This window comes from Corynebacterium pacaense (genome assembly GCF_900169525.1).
Classification (GTDB): domain Bacteria; phylum Actinomycetota; class Actinomycetes; order Mycobacteriales; family Mycobacteriaceae; genus Corynebacterium; species Corynebacterium pacaense.
Map to the genome: position 1 here is coordinate 704,708 of NZ_LT821239.1, position 18,882 is coordinate 723,589.

Below are 18,882 nucleotides of genomic sequence, written 5' to 3' on the forward strand. Positions count from 1 at the left end.
CCATGTCTACACTAGTAGTCATATGCGCAAGTGTGCAAGTCGAAGATGTGTACAAGAGCACGACTGTATTAGTGCGATGCGACCTACCGTGGTCATCGCCTGAGCCGTCGTCGGCCGCGGCGGAGGTGTATAAGAGACTGCGCACGTAGAGCAGCCGCCCCACGGACGTTCCGTGGCTCGATTCGATGCTCCAGGCGTGTTCATGCACCCCGGCGGACCGTTGGTTTTCTAGCTGGAAGATTCTCATTCCCACACTATGGTGTAATGGTCTTATGCATCTCAACCCTTACGGACAATATGCGGTCCTGCTCGCTGCGTCCCTGGCCAATGACTGGCCCGCCGAACGCGCCGGCATCGAGGCGAGGACCAGGGAGTTCGGCATGACCATGGCGTTTCCGGAGGCCTCCGATGATCATCGGCTAACAAGGGGGGTCATCGATGACTGGCTCCGTGTCGTCGATGCGGGGGACCATGTGGTCCGCGCCCGGATCCTCAACGATCACATGGCCGCCGCGGCCGCGTACCCCAGGCTGGCCGACCACGACAACGAGGGATGGCACCTGCACTACCGCGACGATGAACAATCCCTGCCGCGTGTCCTGCGGGCCGTGATCAGCGTGGGCACCGCCCTCCATCTCAGTACCCGCGGTATGCACAGGCTCCGGCGCTGTGCGGCCGGGGAGGCGCCTGGCGACGGCTGCACCGCGGTGGTCGTCGACGTCACGCGCAACGGACGCCAAAGGTACTGCTCGGTACGGTGTGCGAACCGTGCCGCGGTGCGCAGGCACCGCGCCAGATGATGGCCGTGTGGCGCCTGTCAGTGCGTCGATAAGCTGGGTTTCAGACCTCGGGCAGCGGGCGGGCTGCGACGGTGCGTGCGTCCGCGGGGGGGACGCCGACCATGCAGAGCATGGACACCGCGAACTGCTGGTCCCGGTCCGGTACCGCGGGGTCGGACAGTGCCAGCCTGATCGCGGAAATCAGCGAGCCGAAGGTGCAGGTGACGGCGAGGTCGAGATCCTGAATCTCGAAGCGGCCGGCTTCGAGACCGCGGTGCAGGTCCCGGCGGGCGCGGGGACCGAGAATCTCGAGCAGTTTCGGGTGCGAGGCTCCCATGCGGACGATGAACCAGCCCCACACCGGGTCCGTCAACGCGTGGCGGACGAGGTGGCGCAGTGAGCCGGCGAAGACCTCGGCGGGGTCGCCGAGTTCGGTCATCACGCGGTCCAGTGCCGCGCCGACGGTCTCCATGGATTCCTCGGCAACCGCCTCGAGGATCTCGTCGCGGGAGGAGAAGTAGTTGTAGAAGGTTCCCGTTCCCACGTCCGCGGCCTCGGTGATGTCGGTGATCCCGATGCTCTCGGCGGTGTGTGCGGCCGCGAGTGTACGGGCGGCGTCAATGAGCCGGGCACGGGTCAGTTCGCGGCGGCGCTGGCGACGTCCCTCTGCCCGGGGGAGGGATTTATCGACATCTGCGGTGGCCATGCCTCTCAAGTTACCGCACCACGGGGGTGGTTCCGGCCGGATTAATGCGAACCATTGTTCATTTCTGAATCCCGTGTCAGAATGTGACTCAGACAACATGATCTGAAACACATCTGATGGGAAGGGAAATCTGTGTCACCTACCACGAGTTCACCGCCCCGAACCGCACAGGACAGGACCGACGTGGCCATCGTCGGTTGCGGTCCGGTCGGACTGCTGCTGGCCATACTGCTCGCCCGCGCCGGGCACGACAGCATCATCGTCGAGAAGTGGCCCACCTTCTACGAACGCCCCCGAGCGGTCACCTATGACCACGAAATAGCCCGCATCCTGGGAATACTGGGTATCGATTCGGAGAATGACCCCGCCATCGAATTCCACGACGATCTCTACTACTGGAAGAACGCGGACCGGGAAACCCTGCTCGAGGTCGACTGGAACTCGATGACGGACTCCGCCTGGCGCACCCGCTACTGGTTCTATCAGCCTGATCTTGAGAAGCGACTCCGAGAAATCGCGGGGCGGTACGCCAACATCGAGATCCGAACCGGCTGGGAGGCGGACGGGGTGGACCAGGATGGGCGGTCCATCACCGTATCCGGAACCCACGGGGGTCGGCGCGAGTCAATCAACGCCCGTTTCGCGGTGGGTGCGGACGGGGCCAACAGCTTCGTCAGGGAGGCACTCGGAATCGAGTTCGCGGATCTGGGATACTTCTTCGACTGGCTGATCCTCGATCTGCGCCCGACCGATGACCGGGAGTTCACCCCCGCGCACTGGCAGTTGTGTGACCCCGCCCGGCCGACGACGATCGTGCCCGGCGGACCGGGACGCCGCCGCTGGGAGTTCATGGCGCTGCCGGGTGAGGATCCGCAGCAGCTCGCCACCCCCGAATCCGCATGGCAGCTGCTCGAACCCTGGGACGTCACGCCCGACAACGCCATCCTGGAGCGATCGGCCGTCTACCGGTTCCAGGCGCGCTGGGCCACACAGTGGCGACAGGGTCGCGGACTGATCGCAGGGGACGCCGCCCACCTCATGCCGCCCTTCGCGGGGGAGGGGATGTGCGCAGGCCTCCGGGATGCCCTCGCACTCGCCTGGCGGCTGGACCTCGTGCTCTCCGGGAGGTCATCCGAGGAACTGCTGGACAGCTACACCACGGAGCGCGTCGAGCATGTCACCCACTACATCCGCTTCTCCATGGACCTCGGTCGGATCATCTGCATCGCCGATCGGGAGGAGGCAGCCAGTCGGGACGCCCGAATGATCGCGGAACTGGCGGGCTCCGAGGGCACCCCCGTCAACACCGACGTGGCGACCCTCGGTGCCGGACTGTGGTGCGCCGACACTCCCGGTTCCGGCGAGCTGTCGGTTCAGGGGGTGGTTGACGTCGACGGGCGGAGCGGCCGCTTCGACGACCTCGTCGGACGCGGCTGGGTCATCCTGGGCTGGGACACCGATCCCGCGGAGGTGCTCGATGGGCGGATGCTCGGACAACTCTCGCTTATCGACGCCCACCTGGTCCCCCTCGGCCCCGCCGGCAGCGGCTACCGGGTGACCGACGCCGACGGCTGCTACGGGCGCTGGTTCTCACGAACCGGCGCCCGCTTCGCGGTCCTGCGCCCCGACTTCTACGTCGCGGCGACCGCCGCCACCACGGATGAGCTCACCGAGAGGCTCGAGGAAATCATCCACGGGCTGCACCTGTCCACCGGATTGGACCGTGAGGGCACACGCCCCGCACAGACCCTGTAGAAAAACCCAGAAAAAAAAGGAGTACCACCATGACACAGGCACAGACGGAACAACCGCGTTCGCAGACCCAGATCGAGGAGGAACTGGTCGAGCGGGTGCTCGCATCCTTCGCGGAATGCGAGGACCCCAGGCTCCGACTGGTCATGCAGCGGCTGGTCGTCCACCTGCACGACTTCATCCGTGATGTCCGGCTGAGCGAACAGGAGTGGAACAGTGCCATCGAGTTCCTCACGGCAGTCGGGCACATCACCGATGACCGCAGGCAGGAGTTCGTGCTGCTCTCCGATACCCTCGGGGCCTCCATGCAGACGATCGCGGTCAACAACGAGGCCTACAAGAATGCGACGGAGGCCACTGTCTTCGGTCCCTTCTTCGTCGATGATGCCCCCGAGATCGAACTCGGTGGCGACATCGCCGGCGGGGCCGTCGGGCAACCTGCGTGGGTGGAGGGATCGGTCACCGACACCGAGGGCGTTCCGATTCCGGGGGCGCGGATCGAGGTGTGGGAGTGTGATGAGGACGGATTCTACGACGTCCAATATGATGACGGCCGGATGGCGGGCAGGGCACACCTCCACAGCGATGATCTGGGCAACTACCGGTTCTGGGGTCTGACTCCCGTGCCCTATCCCATTCCCCACGACGGGCCCGTCGGCAGGATGCTCCAAGCGGTGGGGCGTTCCCCGGTCCGTGCCGCCCATCTGCACTTCATGGTCACCGCGCCCGGATACCGCACCCTGGTCACCCACATCTTCGTCGACGGCGATCCGCAGCTGGAGATCGGGGAGTCGGTGTTCGGGGTCAAGGACTCCCTGATCACCCGCTTCGAGGAGCACTCCCCGGGGACCGCGACCCCCGATGGGCGGGACATCGGTGAACAGAGCTGGTCCAGGGCGCGCTTCGATATCGTCCTGACACCGGCGGAAACCTAGCGACGGACGCGGCGAACCCCCTCCGCCACGGCGCGCTGCCGTGATGAAGGGGGTTTCCTGGAGAACATCTGGTCGGGATAACAGGATTTGAACCTGCGACCTCGTCGTCCCGAACGACGCGCGCTACCAAGCTGCGCCATATCCCGTGATACTCGAACTACTTTAGCGCAGCACGGTTTGATGGCCAAAACGCCAGCTAGGCAGGCCTCTCGGCGATCCGGAGCAGGGTTGCACTCGGTCGGCAGAAGATGCGTACGGGGGCGAATTTCGAGGTGCCGAGGCCGTTGCTCACGTGCATCCACATCCGTCCGAAGCGGTGGAGCCCCTGTACCCGCCCGCGGTCGATGCCGGAATTGGTCACGATGGCGTGCGATCCCGGAAGACAGATCTGGCCACCGTGGGTGTGGCCGGAGAGCGACAGCTGGTAGCCGTCAGCCTCGAATCGCTCCAGAACGCGGGGTTCCGGGGCGTGGAGCAGCGCGAGGGAGAGGTCCGCGTCGGCGTTCGGAGGCCCGGCGATCTCCTCGTAGTCGTCGAGGTCATGATGGGGGTCGTCCACCCCGGCGGCGGCAAGGCGGATGCGTCCGACCTGGAACTCCAGCCGGTTCTGGTTCGCGTCCTGCCACCCTCTTTCGATGAAGGCGGCACGCATGCTCCTCCACGGCAGGTCGATGTGGCTGACCTCGCGCTTCCTGCCCAGCAGGTATCCTACCGGGTTGACCAGCCTGGGTGCCCAGTAGTCGTTGGTGCCGAATACGAACATTCCGGGACGCGAGAGCAGCGGACCCAGGGCGCGCAGGACATCCGGTACGGCCTTTTCATCGCTGAGATTGTCGCCGGTGTTGATCACCAGGTCCGGCTCCAGCGAGTCGAGTGCACTGACCCACGCCTTCTTTGTCTCCTGCCCCGGGATCATGTGCAGGTCCGAGATGTGGAGGATACGGAACTCCTCATCCCCGCGCAGCGTGCCAGGTTCGAACAGTGGCAGGGTGAGGGTCTTGAGCTGGAATTTATTGAGCTCGCTGACGCCCCACGCGAGGGTTCCCAGACCCGCGGCGATCAGGGTCCCGGTGGCTATGGCGATGCTTCTTGCGTTGACAAACACCTGGTCCATCTTACCCGGGGAGTATTCTCGGTTGGCATGAGTGAACTTAAGGGAAAGATCCGCGCCGACCTGACCGCATCGATGAAGGCACGGGACAGGGACCGGACCGGCACCCTGCGGATGCTGTTGTCCGCACTGACCCAGGAGGAGACCACCGGCACCAAGCATGAACTCGGCGACGAGGAGGTGCTCAAGGTCATCGCCAGGGAGATCAAGAAGCGCCACGAGTCCGCCGAGGTCTATGCGGAGAACGGGCGTGGAGAACTCGCGGAGACCGAGCTGAAGGAGGCCGCGATCCTGGAGTCCTACCAGCCGCGTCAGCTCAGCGACGAGGAGCTCAATGAGCTTGTCGACGCCTCCATCACCGAGGTGGCGCAGGCACACGGAGGCGAGGTCGGAATGCGGAACATGGGCGAGGTCATGAGGGCGGCCACCGCCGCCGCGGCCGGCCGCGCCGATGGAAAACGGCTCTCCACCGCGGTGAAGAGCCGTTTGTCCTGATCTGCTAGTTCCCGAGGAGCTGCCTCACCGCGTCATTGATGGCGTCCTCGAGAGAGGGAGCCTCAGGGGGTGCAGCCGGCTCGCCGCCGGGTGCCGGGGGCTGGGCGGGTGCGGCCGGGGCGGCGGCGGATCCATCGGAGATGCTGAGAACGACGGTCCCACCGTTGGACAGCACCCCGCCCTCTGGGTTGGCAGAGACGACGGTGCCGCGTGGTCGGCCGTTGCCGGCGACGGTGCGCGTCGTCACGCGGTAGTTCTTCGACTCAAGCTGCCTGCGGGCGCTGGTCTCGCTCATTCCGACGACGTCGCGCAGCAGGGCCCCGGAGGTGCCGAGACGGAACTCATCGTTGGTCTGCGGGATGTTCCCGGACAGCGCCGCCGAATCGTTGGTGGCCAACTGGAACCAGGTCCGGGCGGGCTCGTTGCCGCCGAAGAGATTGCCGCTGGAGCACTGGCGGACCGGTGAGGAACACAGCGAGGAGGTGGTGGTGCCGTCATTGTAGATGTACGGCGCAGCCGAGATCTCGCTGTTGAAGCCGAGGAAGGCCGAGGACTGGTTGGACTCCGTGGTACCGGTCTTGGCCGAGACGGGAGCACTCCAGCCGTAGGAGCGGGCGGCGTTTGCGGCAGTACCGATCGTGGTGTCATGGCTCATGCCCACCGACAGCGCGTCGGCCATCTTCTCATCCACCGCCCGCTCACAGGCGGGTCGGTCGATGAAGACCTCATTTCCATCGCGGTCGCGAACGGAGGAGATCGGATTCGGTTCGCACCACACCCCGCCCGAGGCGATGGTGGCCCCGACATTCGCCAGCTCCAGGGGGTTCACCGCGGTGGGCCCGAGGGTGTAGGAACCGAGGTTGTTGTTCTTCATGTAGTCGGCGATCGAGGATTCGCCGTCGAAGCTCCCCTCATCGGTATAGCTGCGCAGACCCAGCTTGACGGAGAGATCCACAACGGCCGGGACCCCGACCTTCTCGATGAGCTGGACGAAGGTGGTGTTGGGGGACTGCGCCAGCGCGTCCTGGAGGGTCAGCTGGGCGGGGTAGTTTCCGGCGTTCTCCACACAGTAGGTGTTCGCGGGACAGTTCGCGGCGCCTCCGGCACCCATGCCTCTTGCCTCGAAGCGGCGGGGGACATCGAGGACCGTGTCCAGGCCGACACCCTGCTCAATGGCCGCGGCGGCGGTGAAGATCTTGAACACCGATCCCGCACCGTTGCCCACCCGCGAGGAGGTCTGCGGGAGCATGGTCTCCCCGGCATCGAGGTCGAGACCGTAGTTGCGTGAGGAGGCCATTGCGAGGATGTCATGGGAATTCTCCCCGGGGCGGATGACATTGGTCACCGCTGCGACACCGGGTGTGGTGGGGTCGGTGTTGGACACCAGTGCCGCCCTCGCCGCATCCTGCGCCTCCGGATCGAGGGTGAGCTTGATGGTGTAGGAATCACGCGCCAGCATGTCCTGGGAGATTCCCTGCTCGTCGAGATACTTCAGGGCGTAGTCGCAGAAGAAGCCTCGGTCCCCGGCGCCGATGCATCCATTGGACAGCCCCGCCGGGGAGTCAAGTGTTCCCAGTGGCTCCAGCTGGTAGGCGGCCGCCTCCTCGGGGAGGATGTACCCCTCATCCGCCATGGCCTGCAGAACGGTGTTGCGCCGATCGAACACGGCGTCGTGGTTGGTGTAGGGATCGAGGTAGGACGAGGACTGCACCATTCCTGCGAGCATCGCGGACTGCGGTACCGTCAGTTCCGCGGCCGGGATACCGAAGTAGGTGCGCGCCGCCGCCTCGATTCCATAGGCGCCGTTGCCGAAGGGCACGATATTGAGGTAGCGGGTGAGGATCTCATCCTTGCTCAGGGTGTCGTCCAGGTTGGAGGCCATGCGCATCTCGCGGAGTTTGCGGGGGATCGACGTCTCGATCGCCGCGGCCTGCTCGGCCTCGTCCTTGGCATCCACCAGCAGCAACCAGTTCTTCACATACTGCTGATTGATGGTCGATGCACCCTGTTCGACTCCGCCGGCGACCAGGTTGGTCAGCATGGCGCGGCCGAACCCCTGCAGATCGACGCCGTCGTGCTCATAGAAGCGACGGTCCTCGATGGACACGATCGCATCTTTCATCGGCTGCGAGATCTCATCACCGGTGACCTCGAAACGGCGCTGGGTGTAGAGGTGGGCGATCGGAGTGTCGGTGGCATCGGTGATGGTGGTGACGCCGGGTCCGCGACCATCGGTGAGATCGGCGAGATTCGACTGCATCGTCTCATTCGTGCGGGCGACCGCCACCCCGGAGATCCCGGCGAGGGGAACGAGCGCGACGGCGCCCAGGACGCCCGCGGCGACCGTGGATGCCAGAATCTTCGTCAGGGACTGGGTGATAGACACCCCAACAGCCTAACCACTGGGTGGGTGATTCGTGAACCTCGAATGATAGGAAATGTGAGTAATCATCCCCCGAAGGTGTGATGCATTCGACAACTGTTCAGCAGTGTGAATACACTAACTGGTGTACTTAGATTTGATGGCATCCTAGCTAGAGGAGCGTGTCATGACATCAGTCATCCGAGAGCAGCGCAACAACCCCTTTGCCAAGGGTCTTGTTTCCACTGACACCGCGGAGCAGTCCGAGCGTGGGGAGTGGGTGACACAGGCCAAGTGCCGAAACGGTGATCCGGATGCCCTCTTTGTCCGCGGGGCGGCCCAGCGCCGCGCCGCGACGATCTGCCGACACTGCCCCGTCGCCGTGCAGTGCTGTGCCGACGCGCTGGACAACAAGGTCGAGTTCGGGGTGTGGGGCGGGTTGACCGAGCGTCAGCGTCGTGCACTGCTCCGAAAGAACCCCCACGTAACCAATTGGGCGGAGTACCTGGCGCAGGGCGGGGACCTCTCCGGCATCTGACCCGAGGTTCCGTTCCGGAGGGCCCCCGCCGCCGGTATGGTGGTCTGCATGACCAAATGGGAATATGCGACCGTACCGCTGATCACACACGCCACCAAACAGATCCTGGATACCTGGGGCGAGGACGGGTGGGAACTCGTCTCCGTCATGCCGGGAATGAACCCGGAGAACCTCGTCGCCTACATGAAGCGCGAGGTGGCCTGAGCATCATGGCTTCCACCACACAACGTATGGCCGAACTCGGAATTGTTCTGCCCACCGTCGCCGCACCCGTCGCCGCCTACATCCCCGCCATCCGCACCGGAAACCAGGTGTGGACATCGGGACAGCTTCCGTTCGCTGACGGCCGGCTTCCCGCGACCGGGAAGGTCGGGTCCGCCATCACCGCCGAGGACGCGGCAACCTACGCGCGGACGGCGGCGCTGAACGCACTGGCGGCCATCGACGCCCTGGTCGGCATCGACAAGGTCACACGGGTGCTCAAGGTCGTCGGATTCGTCGCCTCCGACCCCGATTTCGGCGGACAGCCGACCGTGATCAACGGGGCCTCCAACCTCATGGTCGAGGTTTTCGGGGAGTCCGGCGCGCACGCACGTTCGGCGGTCGGCGTGGCCGTTCTTCCGCTGGATTCCCCCGTCGAGGTCGAGGTCATCGTGGAGATCGCCGACTAATCACCCGGCGTTGACGCGGCTTTCGCGGACGGTCCGCGGGCACCGGCGCCCGGCCACCGCGGTGCGGGAAACGGGTTTGTCCCTTCAGTTCCACGAAATCGCTCGGGCACGATAAGCTGAGACACATGGAGCATCCCGCTTACAGTCAATTGCGGCCGGTTACCCCGTCCGCTTCTGTTGTTCTGTGCCCGAATCCAGGCTATAGCTCGCTGGAGGGTACCAATTCCTGGGTCATCCGTGCACCCGAGGATCCCCGGAGTATCGTCGTCGATCCGGGTCCGGAAGATGAGGGTCACCTCAATGTCCTCCATTCCAAGGCGGATGAGGTCGGGCTGATTCTTCTCACACACCGCCATCATGACCATGCGGATGGAGCCACCAGGTTCCGTCAGCTCACGGGCGCCCCGGTCCGGGCGCTCGATCCGACCTATTGCGCCGGTGCGCCCCATCTGAAGGACGGCGAGATCATCACCATCGATGGTGTCACCCCCCAGCTGGAGGTTGTGGCCACTCCGGGGCACACCCGTGATTCCGTGTGCTTCTTCGTCTGGAGCGGCACCCCCCATGAGTCAACGCTCGAGGGGATCATCACCGGCGACACGATCGCCGGTCGGCACACCACCATGATCTCCGAGACCGACGGGGATCTGGGTGAGTACCTGAAGTCCCTGGCGCTTCTGGAGAAGCGCGGGAAAAACGTCCGTCTGCTTCCGGGTCACGGTCCCGACGGGGCGGACGTCTCGGCCTTCGCCCGCAAGTACATCGACCGCAGGGAGCAGCGTCTGAACCAGATCCGCAGGGTCTGGGCGGAGCAGGGCCGCGATATTTCCATGAAGGATCTCATCGACGCCATCTATGACGATGTCGATCCCGTGCTGCGCGGCGCGGCCGAGCAGTCCACACATGTTGCCATCCGCTACCTTGACGATCTCGAGTCCAGGACTGCGGCGCACGACACCAACGCCTGAATTCTTAATTAACCACATCCATCAGTGAGGGGCCCGGGCTGATGCCCGGGCCCCTCACTGATGGATGTGCCGATGAATCTATCGTGCCCTACGGGCCAGGTGCTCGGTATCGACGATGAGGACGGACTTGCCCTCGAGGCGGATCCAGCCGCGGTGTGCGAAGGTGGCCAGGGCCTTGTTCACGGTCTCCCGGGAGGCGCCGACGAGCTGGGCGATCTCCTCCTGCGTGAGGTCGTGGTTGACGCGCAGCGCACCGGCCTCCTGGGTACCGAAGCGATTGGCAAGCTGGAGCAGTGTCTTGGCCACCCGGCCGGGGACATCGGTGAAGATGAGATCCGCCAGCGAGGCGTTGGTGCGGCGCAGGCGACGGGCCAGCACGCGCAGGAGCTGTTCGGCGATCTCGGGGTGGTTGCCCACCCAGGCACGCAGCATTTCGGAGGTCATGGTGGCGGCGTGCACCTCTGTGACGCACACGGCCGAGGAGGTGCGCGGACCGGGATCGAAGATGGAGAGCTCGCCGAACATGTCCGACGGGCCCATGATGGTCAGCAGATTCTCGCGACCATCGGGGGCGTGACGGGCCAGCTTCACCTTGCCGGAGGTGATGATGTAGAGACGGTCTCCGGGCTCGCCCTCGTCGAAAATTGTTGCTCCGCGGGGGAAACGTACCGTCTCCAGGTCCTGAATCAGGCTGTTCACGGCCGTCGGGTCCACGCCCTGGAAAATTCCGGCGCGGGACAGGATATCCTGTACACCTTCCACTACTTTTCTCCTTCGTCTGCACACATATCTGTTTGAGTCCGGATGAGTAGTGGCAAATGCATGCCAATTCGGGGTTGCCGCGCGATCCGGACGGGGGCGGAAAATAGTTGCCCCTGTTTATGTGTCAAGGACCACCCTACTATGTGATTTGTCACGACGACAGTCAAACCGTCGATTTGTCACAGCTTCGGGCTGCAGTGGAAGAAAATACGCGCGGGGCGGGCACCTCAGGCCGCGGCGCTGTGCGGGAAGGCGGGGACCTCGGTGAGCGTCTCCGGCAGCTCGGGTGCCTTGAGCAGCGACGCTTCGATGCGTTCCATGGTGAAGGCGAAGAACATCAGCAGAAGCGGAACCAGGACTACGGCGAAAACAGTCATGACTTAGCATCCTATCCCGGATGCGCCCGCAATGCGCGGCCCGGGGGTCTGGCACTGTAGTGGCTATGGGATCAATTACACCGATCAGACGCCCCCGGGTCGGATCGCATATCGCTGGCAGGGGCGAGGAGAGCGCGCTGGGGAGAAAACGCCGGGCCCGCCGCATCAACCGGACCCTCGCCCTGGCGTATCCGGACGCCCACTGCGAGCTGGACTTCCGCACCCCCCTGGAGCTGACCGTGGCCACGATCCTCTCGGCGCAGTGCACCGACGTCCGCGTCAACCAGGTGACCCCGGCCCTGTTCGCGCGCTACCGCAGCGCCCGCGACTACGCCAGGGCGGACCGTGCGGAACTCGAGGAGATGATCCGTCCCACCGGCTTCTACCGCAACAAGGCCGCTTCCCTGATCGGGCTCGGAACCCAGCTCACCGAGCTTTACGACGGCCAGGTACCCCGCACCATGGCGGAGCTGGTCAGACTGCCGGGGGTCGGTCGAAAAACCGCCAATGTGGTGCTCGGAAACGCGTTCGGCGTTCCCGGTATCACGGTGGACACCCACTTCGGCAGGATAGTGCGACGGTTGAAGCTGACGGAGTTGACGGATCCCGTGCAGGTTGAGCACGCGATCGGGGAGCTGATTGAAAAATCGGAATGGACTATGTTCTCCCACCGCATCATCTTCCATGGACGTAGAATATGCCATAGCCGACGCGCCGCCTGCGGGGCGTGCATGCTCGCGGCGGATTGTCCCTCCTTCGGACTGGAGGGACCCGCCGACCCCATGGAGGCGCAGAAGCTGATCAAGAGCGATGACAGGGAGCACCTGCTGAAGATGGCGGGGATTGAATAGATGACGGCGAGCGCAAAGTGGTATCTCGCCACCGTTGTGGTGGTGCTGGCGGTGATTGTCGCGGTGATTCCGCGCCTGCTGAGCTCCGGTGGTGAACCCGCCGACGGAGGCGGCCAGGTGGTGGGGGAGGCGTCGACAAGCAGCGTCGTCGCCCCCCGCCCGGACTGCCCCGCAGCCGGGGTGGCCGGAGTCGAACTGCCCTGCCTCGGCGGGGCGGAGAACCCGGCCGGTGCGTCCAAGCCCACCCTGGTCAACCTCTGGGCCTGGTGGTGCGGGCCCTGCCGCACCGAACTTCCGATCATTGACCAGTTCGCCGCGGCGCACCCGGAGTACGAGGTGGTGGGCGTGCACGCGGACGCCAATGCGGGCAACGGTGCCATGATGCTCAATGATCTCGGAATCTCCCTGCCCTCCTATCAGGATGACTCGAACCTGTTCGCCGGCAGGCTGGGGCTGCCCTCCGTCGTGCCGATCACGATGCTGGTGTCGGCACAGGGCGAGGTCCTGGCAACCTTTCCGCGCACCTTTGACAGCCTGGGGGACCTGGAATCCGCGGTGGGGGAGGTGCAGGGATGACGCCCCACCTCCCCCATGACTTCCCGGGTCAGAATGTCAGGCTCATGCCCTCCAAGGCACCGGTGTGGATGCACCGGCTGCTGCACCGCATCGATGGCGGACATCTGCACAACCCCGGCGCCGGGGCGATACCCGCGCGCGACCTGGAAAGACGCGCCGCGGTACTGATGCTGTTCTCCGGCTCAGAAACCTCCTTCGACCTGCCCAATGACGCCGCCGTGCTATTGACGCACCGCTCACCGTCCATGCGCTCGCACTCGGGGCAGATCGCCTTTCCCGGTGGCCGCATGGATCCGCAGGACAAAAACCCCGTGGACTGTGCCTTCCGCGAGGCGTGGGAGGAAACCGGCCTGGACCGGCGCACAGCCACACCCCTCGCCCAGCTCGAGGAGGTGCACATCCGGGCCACCGGATATCCCGTCTACCCCGTCCTCGGCCACTGGCACAGCCCCTCCCCGGTGTCAGTGGTCAGCCCCGACGAGGCGGATGCGGTCTTTGACGTGCAGGTTTACGATCTCATTGACCCTGCCAACCGCATCATGGTCGGCTGGCGGGGATGGACCGGCCCCGCCTTCATCATCGACGACTACGTGATCTGGGGCTTTACCGGCGGGCTGCTGTCCACTCTGCTCGATCAGGCGGGTTGGGCGCACGGATGGGATACCTCCACGGTGGTGGATCTGCAGGAGACACTGGCCGCATCACGCAACCAGGAACGCCACTGAGGCCAGCGGGACACCAAGGCGCTCCGCCCCACCTTCCATAAGCGGCGTTCCCGCGGTGGGCTCACACCCGGGTGGGGAGTACCGGGCGATTTCACAGCGAAAAAGGATGAACCATGCGGCGGGTTTTATTCGGCAAGCGGTGGGGGTGTGGCCTAAAATCGGAGCGATATGCCCGGGCAGGGATGCCCGGTCCATTGCCCCGTCCGTCGTCTGAAAGAGTTGAGCACCCACCAATTGTTGAGTTCGAGTCTGGTCGTCGATGCCATCATCGTCCTCGTCATGGTGTTCGCCCTGTACAGCGGCTGGCGGCAGGGAGCGTTCACCTCCCTGCTGTCCACGGTCGGTGTGGTTGCCGGCCTGATCATCGGCGCCGCCTGCGCCCCCCTGCTGATGGGGCTGACCGAATCAACCGCGCTGCGCTTTCTTCTCGCCATCGGTGTGGTGGTGCTCCTCGTGGGCCTGGGAAACCTCATCGGCGCCCAACTGGGAGTGGCCATCCGCGATCGGATCAGATTCAGGTCCTCGCGGCTGCTCGATTCCTTCGTCGGGGCGGTGTTTCAGGGGCTGGCGACCCTGATCGTGGTATGGCTGGTGTCAATACCCCTGGCCACGGCGATGTCGGGTTCCGTCGCAGCGGGGATCAGGAATTCACAGATCCTCGGCTTCGTCGATGCCCATACCCCGCCGGGGTTGGACAACCTCCCCTCGAAGATCTCGGCCATGCTCAGCGACACGGGGCTGCCACCCCTGGTGTCGCCCTTTGACAACCGTCCCGTGCGCGAGGTCGAGGCCCCGAACATCAATGTGGAGAACCGGCAGCTGGTGGAGTCGCTGCGCCCGTCGGTGATCCACGTGATGGGGGATGCGCAGGAGTGCTCCCGCCGACTCATGGGATCCGGTTTTGTCGCGGCGGAGGACTATGTGGTAACCAATGCCCATGTGGTGGCCGGTACGTCGACCGTGTCGCTGGACACCGTGGTGGGCACACGCTCCGCGGACGTGGTCTTCTATGATCCCGATGTCGATATCGCGGTGCTGCACAGCCCCGGACTGGGTATCGATCCCCTCGCCTGGTCCGAGGTTCCGCTCGAGACCGGAGATGACGCGATCATCATGGGCTTTCCGATGTCGGGTCCCTTCACCGCCTCCCCGGCGCGTATCCGGGAGCGCATCATGATCACCGGAAGCAACATCTACGCCAGCGGCGAGCATGAGCGTGAGGCCTATTCGGTGCGCGGCTCGGTCCAGTCGGGCAACTCCGGTGGTCCGATGGTGGACACCAGGGGCAATGTCGCAGGTGTGGTCTTCGGCGCCGCGATTGACGGCTCCGACACGGGGTACGTGCTCACCGCGGCAGAGGTGCGGAACAGGATCGGGGATGTCACGACGCTGACCACCCCCGTTGACACCATGCAGTGCGCCGCGTCCTAGCGGGGGATCACCTGCGAAGCTGATTGCCGAACTGCGCCACCTGGGCCGCGAACTCCTCCGGGTTCTCCAGGTGCGGGAGATTCTTGGTCCCGGGAATCGAAATCACCCGCAGCGTGCCCGTGCTCCTGGCGCGTGCATAGGGGATCAGGTGATCCCAGCGGTGCGTGTGCTGTTTAAGCAGCCAAACCGGAGCGGGGGTGGTGTCCTTCTGCAGTTTTGCCGGCAGCGTCCCGGTGAGCAGGCGATTGTTACGGATCATCGGAGTGAAGGCATGGTCGATGGACATGGCTTTTCGACGCAGCCGCGCGGTCTCGGCGAAGGATCCGCTGCGCTGATAGGCCGGACCGGTGTTTTGTGCCACCTCCCGGCGCGAGGCGCGGATGACCACGCTCCGCAGCAGTTTCAGGACGGGAATCGGCAGCCGGAAGAGACCGAGCCTGCCCAGGTCGGGCAGGAAGAGCAGGGGTTGGCGACGCACGGCCCTGCGGAAATCCACCGGATGCAGCGCACCCACCGACAGCACACCCTCGACGCGTTCCGGGTAGACCGTTGCGGTGGTCCAGGCGACCGAGCCACCGGTGTCATTGCCAACCAGCAGGGCTCGATCATGACCGAGTGCCGCGATGATCCCGTTGATGTCGCCTGCGGCATGCCGCAGATCATAACCGTTCGGTGGCTTGTCGGACATGCCGTAACCGCGCATGTCCACCGCGGCGACGTGGAAGCCGGCCTTGGCCAGGGGGGCGATGACGTCCCGGTAGTCGAACCAACCGCCGAAGGAACCGTGGATGAGCAGTATCAGTGGGTCCTCCGGAAGGCCGGCCACGGCGACGTGGAGCCGGATCCCGCGGGTGTAGACGTGGTCGTGCTGGAAGGGGCCGTCCAGGGCCACCACGGCTGGTGAGCGGTCGAGGTTGGCCACGGTCCGGGCCATGAAGCGTCGTCTGCGGAAGAGCTTTTTTCGTCTGCTCAGCCGTGCACCGATGCGGCTGCCCCGTGGCCGCGTCGCACCGTCCTGTGCATCCTGTGGCGTGGTGAGGGGAGTCATGAGGTGGCGGACATCCTTCGCGGTGCGGGGTGACTTGAGGGGGGCGGTCGGCTGAGGGGGTGCTGTTAGGGCGATGCCCCGCGACCAACGGGTTTCTCGGCGTTGGCCGCGGGGCTGTGGCGTAATCTGCGGCGGGTTCTAGTGCCTGCCGGAGTTGGAGGTGACCGCTCCCGGTCCGTGGAAGGTGGGGGAGGTGTAGAGGCCGCGCCTGCTGGAACGCTCGAGGTTCTCGGTAGCCTGTCCCGGCACCAGATTCTTCAGTTCGTTGACCGATTCGATGGTGTTCTTCGGTGCGCCCATCTTCTTCACCTTACGCCAGCCGAACAGCGCCAGCGCCGCCGCGAGCACGAGCATGACCAGGAAAACGATCAGGAACGCCGCCCAGCGGTCGAGCCAGACACTGAGCAGCTCCGCGGCGAAAAAGAAGAAGAAGAAGGAGCTGTACAGGGCGATGGTGCCCGCGACGCCGAAGAGCCCGCCACCGACGGCGGCCTTCTTGGCCTCTCCGACAAGTTCGGTCTTGGCCAGCTCGAGTTCCGAACGGAACAGGGTGGACATCTGGGAGCTTGCGTTGGAGATCAGCGTGCCGATGGACGCCTCACCGCTGACGCTCGTATCAACATCGCTGAGCGGGATGGAACTCACCTTGGGGGTGAAGCCGGTGGTGCCGTCAGTAAAAAGGCCGTCGTTGTTGCTCACGTGGAAGCTCCTCCAGTGTCATAAAAGCGTATATATTCAGCGATCTTCAATATCAATCGTGCCACGAAACGTCGATCCGGGCGAAGTTCGCGGTTTTCTGGCGGGGTTAGAGCCGTTGCCGCATCCGTCCGTGGTGCACCTGAGACCATGATACGACCGGTCGGCGGGACGTGGTGTTGAACCGCCGTGAATGCGGGCCGGTCCGCCATTCTGATCAACCGCTGTGCCGGGAGCGTTTGACCCACCAGATGCCACCCGCAGCCACTGCGGCGAGTCCGGCGACGACCCCGGTGCCGATTCCGACCTCGCGTGTGCTCGGCAGCTGGAACAGTGGCTCGGGGTTTTTGAAGCTCAGTATCTTCCATCCGCGTTCGAGGGCGACCTTTTTCAGCCCACGGTCGGGATTCACCGCGCTGGGGTGGCCGACGATCTCCAGCATGGGCAGGTCCGTGAAGGAGTCGGAGTAGGCGAAACACGAGGGGAGATCATAGCCGTTGACCCCGGCGAGATCCTCTATCGCGCGCGCCTTCGCCCCGCCCTTGCAGTAGAAGAGAACCTCACCGGTGTAGGCCCCGTTCCTGGTCTCCAGGACCGTGTTCACCGTCTGGGAGACCCCGAGCTCCTCGGCGATGGGTTCAACCAGTTCCCGCACCGAGGCGGAGACGATGATGACATCGTGGCCCTGCTCCTGATGGAACTCGATCAGTTCGCGTGCCTCGGCGTAGATGGTCGGGGTGACCACCGAATGCATGGTCTCCTCGGCGATGGTGCGCACCTGCGCGACGTCCCAGCCGCTGACCATTGCCGTCAACTGGTTCCTGGTGTTATCCATCTGCTCGCTGGTGTGGCCGGCGAACATGTAGGTCGCCTGCGCCAGGGAAAGCTGGAGGGCCTCGACCGGTGAGATCAGGCCGCTGTTCATGAACTCACGGCCGTAGGCATAGGTGGAGCTCATGGCGATGATGGTCTTGTCCAGATCGAAGAAGGCGGCGACCCTGGTGGGGGTGTTCTCCTTCCGGGCCCCGCTGATCGATGCCGCCTTTGAGGCTCCGTCCGCGTCACCGGGTGTGGATTCACCTGGCATCGGGGTGCCATTGGGGTTGATCGCGGCATCTCCCGGGGCCCTCGTCTCGGGGTGATCTGAATTGCTCACAGTGTGCAGTCTAGCGCTTTTCCTTACCTTGTCACGGAACTGCGAGGAGGATTCGGGTGGAACTGGTGTGACGGGAGAGGTGGATGGGAAACTGTCACCGTCGCCGACTTCGCATGTGTGAGCTAATAGGGTATTCGAAAAAAGTTGCGGGTAGCCCTTGTCTTGAAGCGTGCGATATGTCATAATTTCAGGTGCAAGGCCCCAATATATCGAGTGGCCCCGTCTCTTATACCCATCTGACGCTGCCGACCCGCGCACACCCCCCCGAGGCGCGGGCCGTCCCATATTCTTCAGACTGTCGGGAGCCTGCAAAGGTTCCCTCCCCCTTCCGGAAGCCTTGTTGATCCTTCAACAAATTCGTGAGTTCTCCACAGGTGGGCCGGAGAATGATTGCCGCGGGCGCCGGCCCCGGCGAGAGTGTCGGTTATGGGCAAAACGAACACTTCACAGGCGCTTCTCGTGGCCGTTGCGGATCCGGTCCTCCACCCGGAGGCGATGCACATCGCGGCGGCCACCGGCAGGCCGATCATCGACAGCACCTCCCCACAGGATCTGGCGCGACATTTCACCCGCGTCTCCGCGGTGCTCATCGACGCCGAGATGGCGACGCTGATCGCCTCCGGACCGCCCCGGCCCCGACGCGAGCGAGTGTTCCTCCTCGGGTCCGACCCCGGCCCGATCGACTGGCAGTGCGCCATGGGTGTGCACGCGGAACAGGCACTGCTCCTGCCGGCGCAGGCCCCTGAACTTCTGGCGGCTCTGGGCAGGGAGAACTCCTCCACGGGTGGCGGGGGAGGCGGGGTGTGCATCCGCCGTCCTTTATACAGATCTCCGACCCCACGAAACCGTACTAGAACTCCTATGCCGTCTTCTTCTTGTAAAAAAAAACTACTATCGTATAAAATACACCTGTTCGTGATCGCGTAGACATGTCCCACCTTTT

At 64.6% G+C, this 18,882-nt stretch carries 21 protein-coding genes and 1 tRNA gene; 13 read left to right on the top strand and 9 right to left on the bottom strand.

The features are described from left to right. Positions 1 to 272 precede the first annotated feature (272 nt). Entirely contained in the window at positions 273 to 800 is a 528-nt protein-coding gene (locus tag B7E02_RS03335; RefSeq protein ID WP_080793082.1) for a CGNR zinc finger domain-containing protein, read from the top strand. 40 nt (positions 801 to 840) lie between these two features. Here B7E02_RS03335 and B7E02_RS03340 read toward each other — a convergent pair whose 3' ends face one another. Beyond that, positions 841 to 1,485 carry a TetR/AcrR family transcriptional regulator gene (locus B7E02_RS03340; RefSeq protein ID WP_080793085.1) on the bottom strand — a complete coding sequence of 215 codons (645 nt, stop codon included), beginning with the start codon at positions 1,483 to 1,485 and terminating at the stop codon, positions 841 to 843. Positions 1,486 to 1,617: 132 nt separating this feature from the next. On the opposite strand from B7E02_RS03340, the gene mhpA reads away from it, so the two are divergent. Both mhpA and B7E02_RS03350 read left to right on the top strand, forming a co-directional pair. Then, positions 1,618 to 3,240: a bifunctional 3-(3-hydroxy-phenyl)propionate/3-hydroxycinnamic acid hydroxylase MhpA gene (gene mhpA / locus B7E02_RS03345; protein WP_080793087.1), complete on the top strand. Its 1,623-nt coding sequence runs from the start codon at positions 1,618 to 1,620 to the stop codon at positions 3,238 to 3,240. A gap of 29 nt (positions 3,241 to 3,269) precedes the next feature. Continuing rightward, positions 3,270 to 4,172 (top strand): dioxygenase family protein, encoded by a 903-nt coding sequence (locus B7E02_RS03350; protein WP_080793089.1) that lies wholly within the window; start codon positions 3,270 to 3,272, stop codon positions 4,170 to 4,172. A gap of 69 nt (positions 4,173 to 4,241) precedes the next feature. Here the strand turns inward: B7E02_RS03350 and B7E02_RS03355 are convergent. Then, a tRNA-Pro gene (locus tag B7E02_RS03355) sits at positions 4,242 to 4,318 on the bottom strand. Between the two features lie 50 nt (positions 4,319 to 4,368). Further along, positions 4,369 to 5,286 (bottom strand): metallophosphoesterase, encoded by a 918-nt coding sequence (locus B7E02_RS03360; protein ID WP_080793092.1) that lies wholly within the window; start codon positions 5,284 to 5,286, stop codon positions 4,369 to 4,371. Positions 5,287 to 5,313: 27 nt separating this feature from the next. Between B7E02_RS03360 and B7E02_RS03365 the strand changes: the two genes are divergently transcribed. Beyond that, positions 5,314 to 5,778 carry a GatB/YqeY domain-containing protein gene (locus tag B7E02_RS03365; protein WP_080793095.1) on the top strand — a complete coding sequence of 155 codons (465 nt, stop codon included), beginning with the start codon at positions 5,314 to 5,316 and terminating at the stop codon, positions 5,776 to 5,778. 4 nt (positions 5,779 to 5,782) lie between these two features. Here the strand turns inward: B7E02_RS03365 and B7E02_RS03370 are convergent, their stop codons facing one another. After that, positions 5,783 to 8,164, bottom strand: a complete 2,382-nt coding sequence (locus tag B7E02_RS03370; protein ID WP_080793097.1) for a transglycosylase domain-containing protein — start codon at positions 8,162 to 8,164, stop codon at positions 5,783 to 5,785. A 163-nt stretch (positions 8,165 to 8,327) separates the two neighbouring features. Here B7E02_RS03370 and B7E02_RS03375 point away from each other — a divergent pair, with 163 nt between their 5' ends. From B7E02_RS03375 to B7E02_RS03385, 4 genes are all read left to right on the top strand, one after another. After that, a complete protein-coding gene (locus B7E02_RS03375; RefSeq protein WP_080793099.1) occupies positions 8,328 to 8,678 on the top strand; it encodes a WhiB family transcriptional regulator in 351 nt (116 codons plus the stop codon). A gap of 48 nt (positions 8,679 to 8,726) precedes the next feature. Further along, positions 8,727 to 8,882: a Sp36 family protein gene (sp36, locus tag B7E02_RS13975; protein WP_003855791.1), complete on the top strand. Its 156-nt coding sequence runs from the start codon at positions 8,727 to 8,729 to the stop codon at positions 8,880 to 8,882. A gap of 5 nt (positions 8,883 to 8,887) precedes the next feature. After that, positions 8,888 to 9,349: a RidA family protein gene (locus B7E02_RS03380; protein ID WP_080793101.1), complete on the top strand. Its 462-nt coding sequence runs from the start codon at positions 8,888 to 8,890 to the stop codon at positions 9,347 to 9,349. Between the two features lie 125 nt (positions 9,350 to 9,474). Then, a complete protein-coding gene (locus tag B7E02_RS03385; RefSeq protein ID WP_080793103.1) occupies positions 9,475 to 10,317 on the top strand; it encodes an MBL fold metallo-hydrolase in 843 nt (280 codons plus the stop codon). 78 nt (positions 10,318 to 10,395) lie between these two features. On the opposite strand, the gene glxR is transcribed toward B7E02_RS03385, so the two are convergent. Both glxR and B7E02_RS14315 read right to left on the bottom strand, forming a co-directional pair. Further along, positions 10,396 to 11,079: a CRP-like cAMP-activated global transcriptional regulator GlxR gene (glxR, locus tag B7E02_RS03390; protein ID WP_080793105.1), complete on the bottom strand. Its 684-nt coding sequence runs from the start codon at positions 11,077 to 11,079 to the stop codon at positions 10,396 to 10,398. 227 nt (positions 11,080 to 11,306) lie between these two features. Next, entirely contained in the window at positions 11,307 to 11,456 is a 150-nt protein-coding gene (locus tag B7E02_RS14315; protein WP_179129645.1) for a hypothetical protein, read from the bottom strand. Between the two features lie 65 nt (positions 11,457 to 11,521). Between B7E02_RS14315 and nth the strand changes: the two genes are divergently transcribed. From nth to B7E02_RS03410, 4 genes are all read left to right on the top strand, one after another. Next, positions 11,522 to 12,307 (top strand): endonuclease III, encoded by a 786-nt coding sequence (gene nth / locus B7E02_RS03395; RefSeq protein ID WP_080793107.1) that lies wholly within the window; start codon positions 11,522 to 11,524, stop codon positions 12,305 to 12,307. Further along, a complete protein-coding gene (locus B7E02_RS03400; RefSeq protein ID WP_080793108.1) occupies positions 12,308 to 12,883 on the top strand; it encodes a TlpA family protein disulfide reductase in 576 nt (191 codons plus the stop codon). Continuing rightward, entirely contained in the window at positions 12,880 to 13,608 is a 729-nt protein-coding gene (locus B7E02_RS03405; RefSeq protein ID WP_080793110.1) for an NUDIX hydrolase, read from the top strand. The genes B7E02_RS03400 and B7E02_RS03405 overlap by 4 nt, the downstream gene beginning before the upstream one ends. A 234-nt stretch (positions 13,609 to 13,842) precedes the next feature. Continuing rightward, positions 13,843 to 15,039, top strand: coding sequence for a MarP family serine protease (locus B7E02_RS03410; RefSeq protein WP_080793112.1), 1,197 nt, complete (start codon positions 13,843 to 13,845; stop codon positions 15,037 to 15,039). Between the two features lie 7 nt (positions 15,040 to 15,046). Here the strand turns inward: B7E02_RS03410 and B7E02_RS03415 are convergent, their stop codons facing one another. From B7E02_RS03415 to B7E02_RS03425, 3 genes are all read right to left on the bottom strand, one after another. Further along, positions 15,047 to 16,087 (bottom strand): alpha/beta fold hydrolase, encoded by a 1,041-nt coding sequence (locus B7E02_RS03415; protein ID WP_425429772.1) that lies wholly within the window; start codon positions 16,085 to 16,087, stop codon positions 15,047 to 15,049. 138 nt (positions 16,088 to 16,225) lie between these two features. After that, entirely contained in the window at positions 16,226 to 16,786 is a 561-nt protein-coding gene (locus B7E02_RS03420; RefSeq protein WP_080793114.1) for a phage holin family protein, read from the bottom strand. A 214-nt stretch (positions 16,787 to 17,000) separates the two neighbouring features. After that, positions 17,001 to 17,870: an HAD family hydrolase gene (locus tag B7E02_RS03425; RefSeq protein WP_080794398.1), complete on the bottom strand. Its 870-nt coding sequence runs from the start codon at positions 17,868 to 17,870 to the stop codon at positions 17,001 to 17,003. Positions 17,871 to 18,365: 495 nt separating this feature from the next. Between B7E02_RS03425 and B7E02_RS03430 the strand changes: the two genes are divergently transcribed. Then, positions 18,366 to 18,866, top strand: coding sequence for a hypothetical protein (locus B7E02_RS03430; RefSeq protein ID WP_143336626.1), 501 nt, complete (start codon positions 18,366 to 18,368; stop codon positions 18,864 to 18,866). Positions 18,867 to 18,882 lie beyond the last annotated feature (16 nt).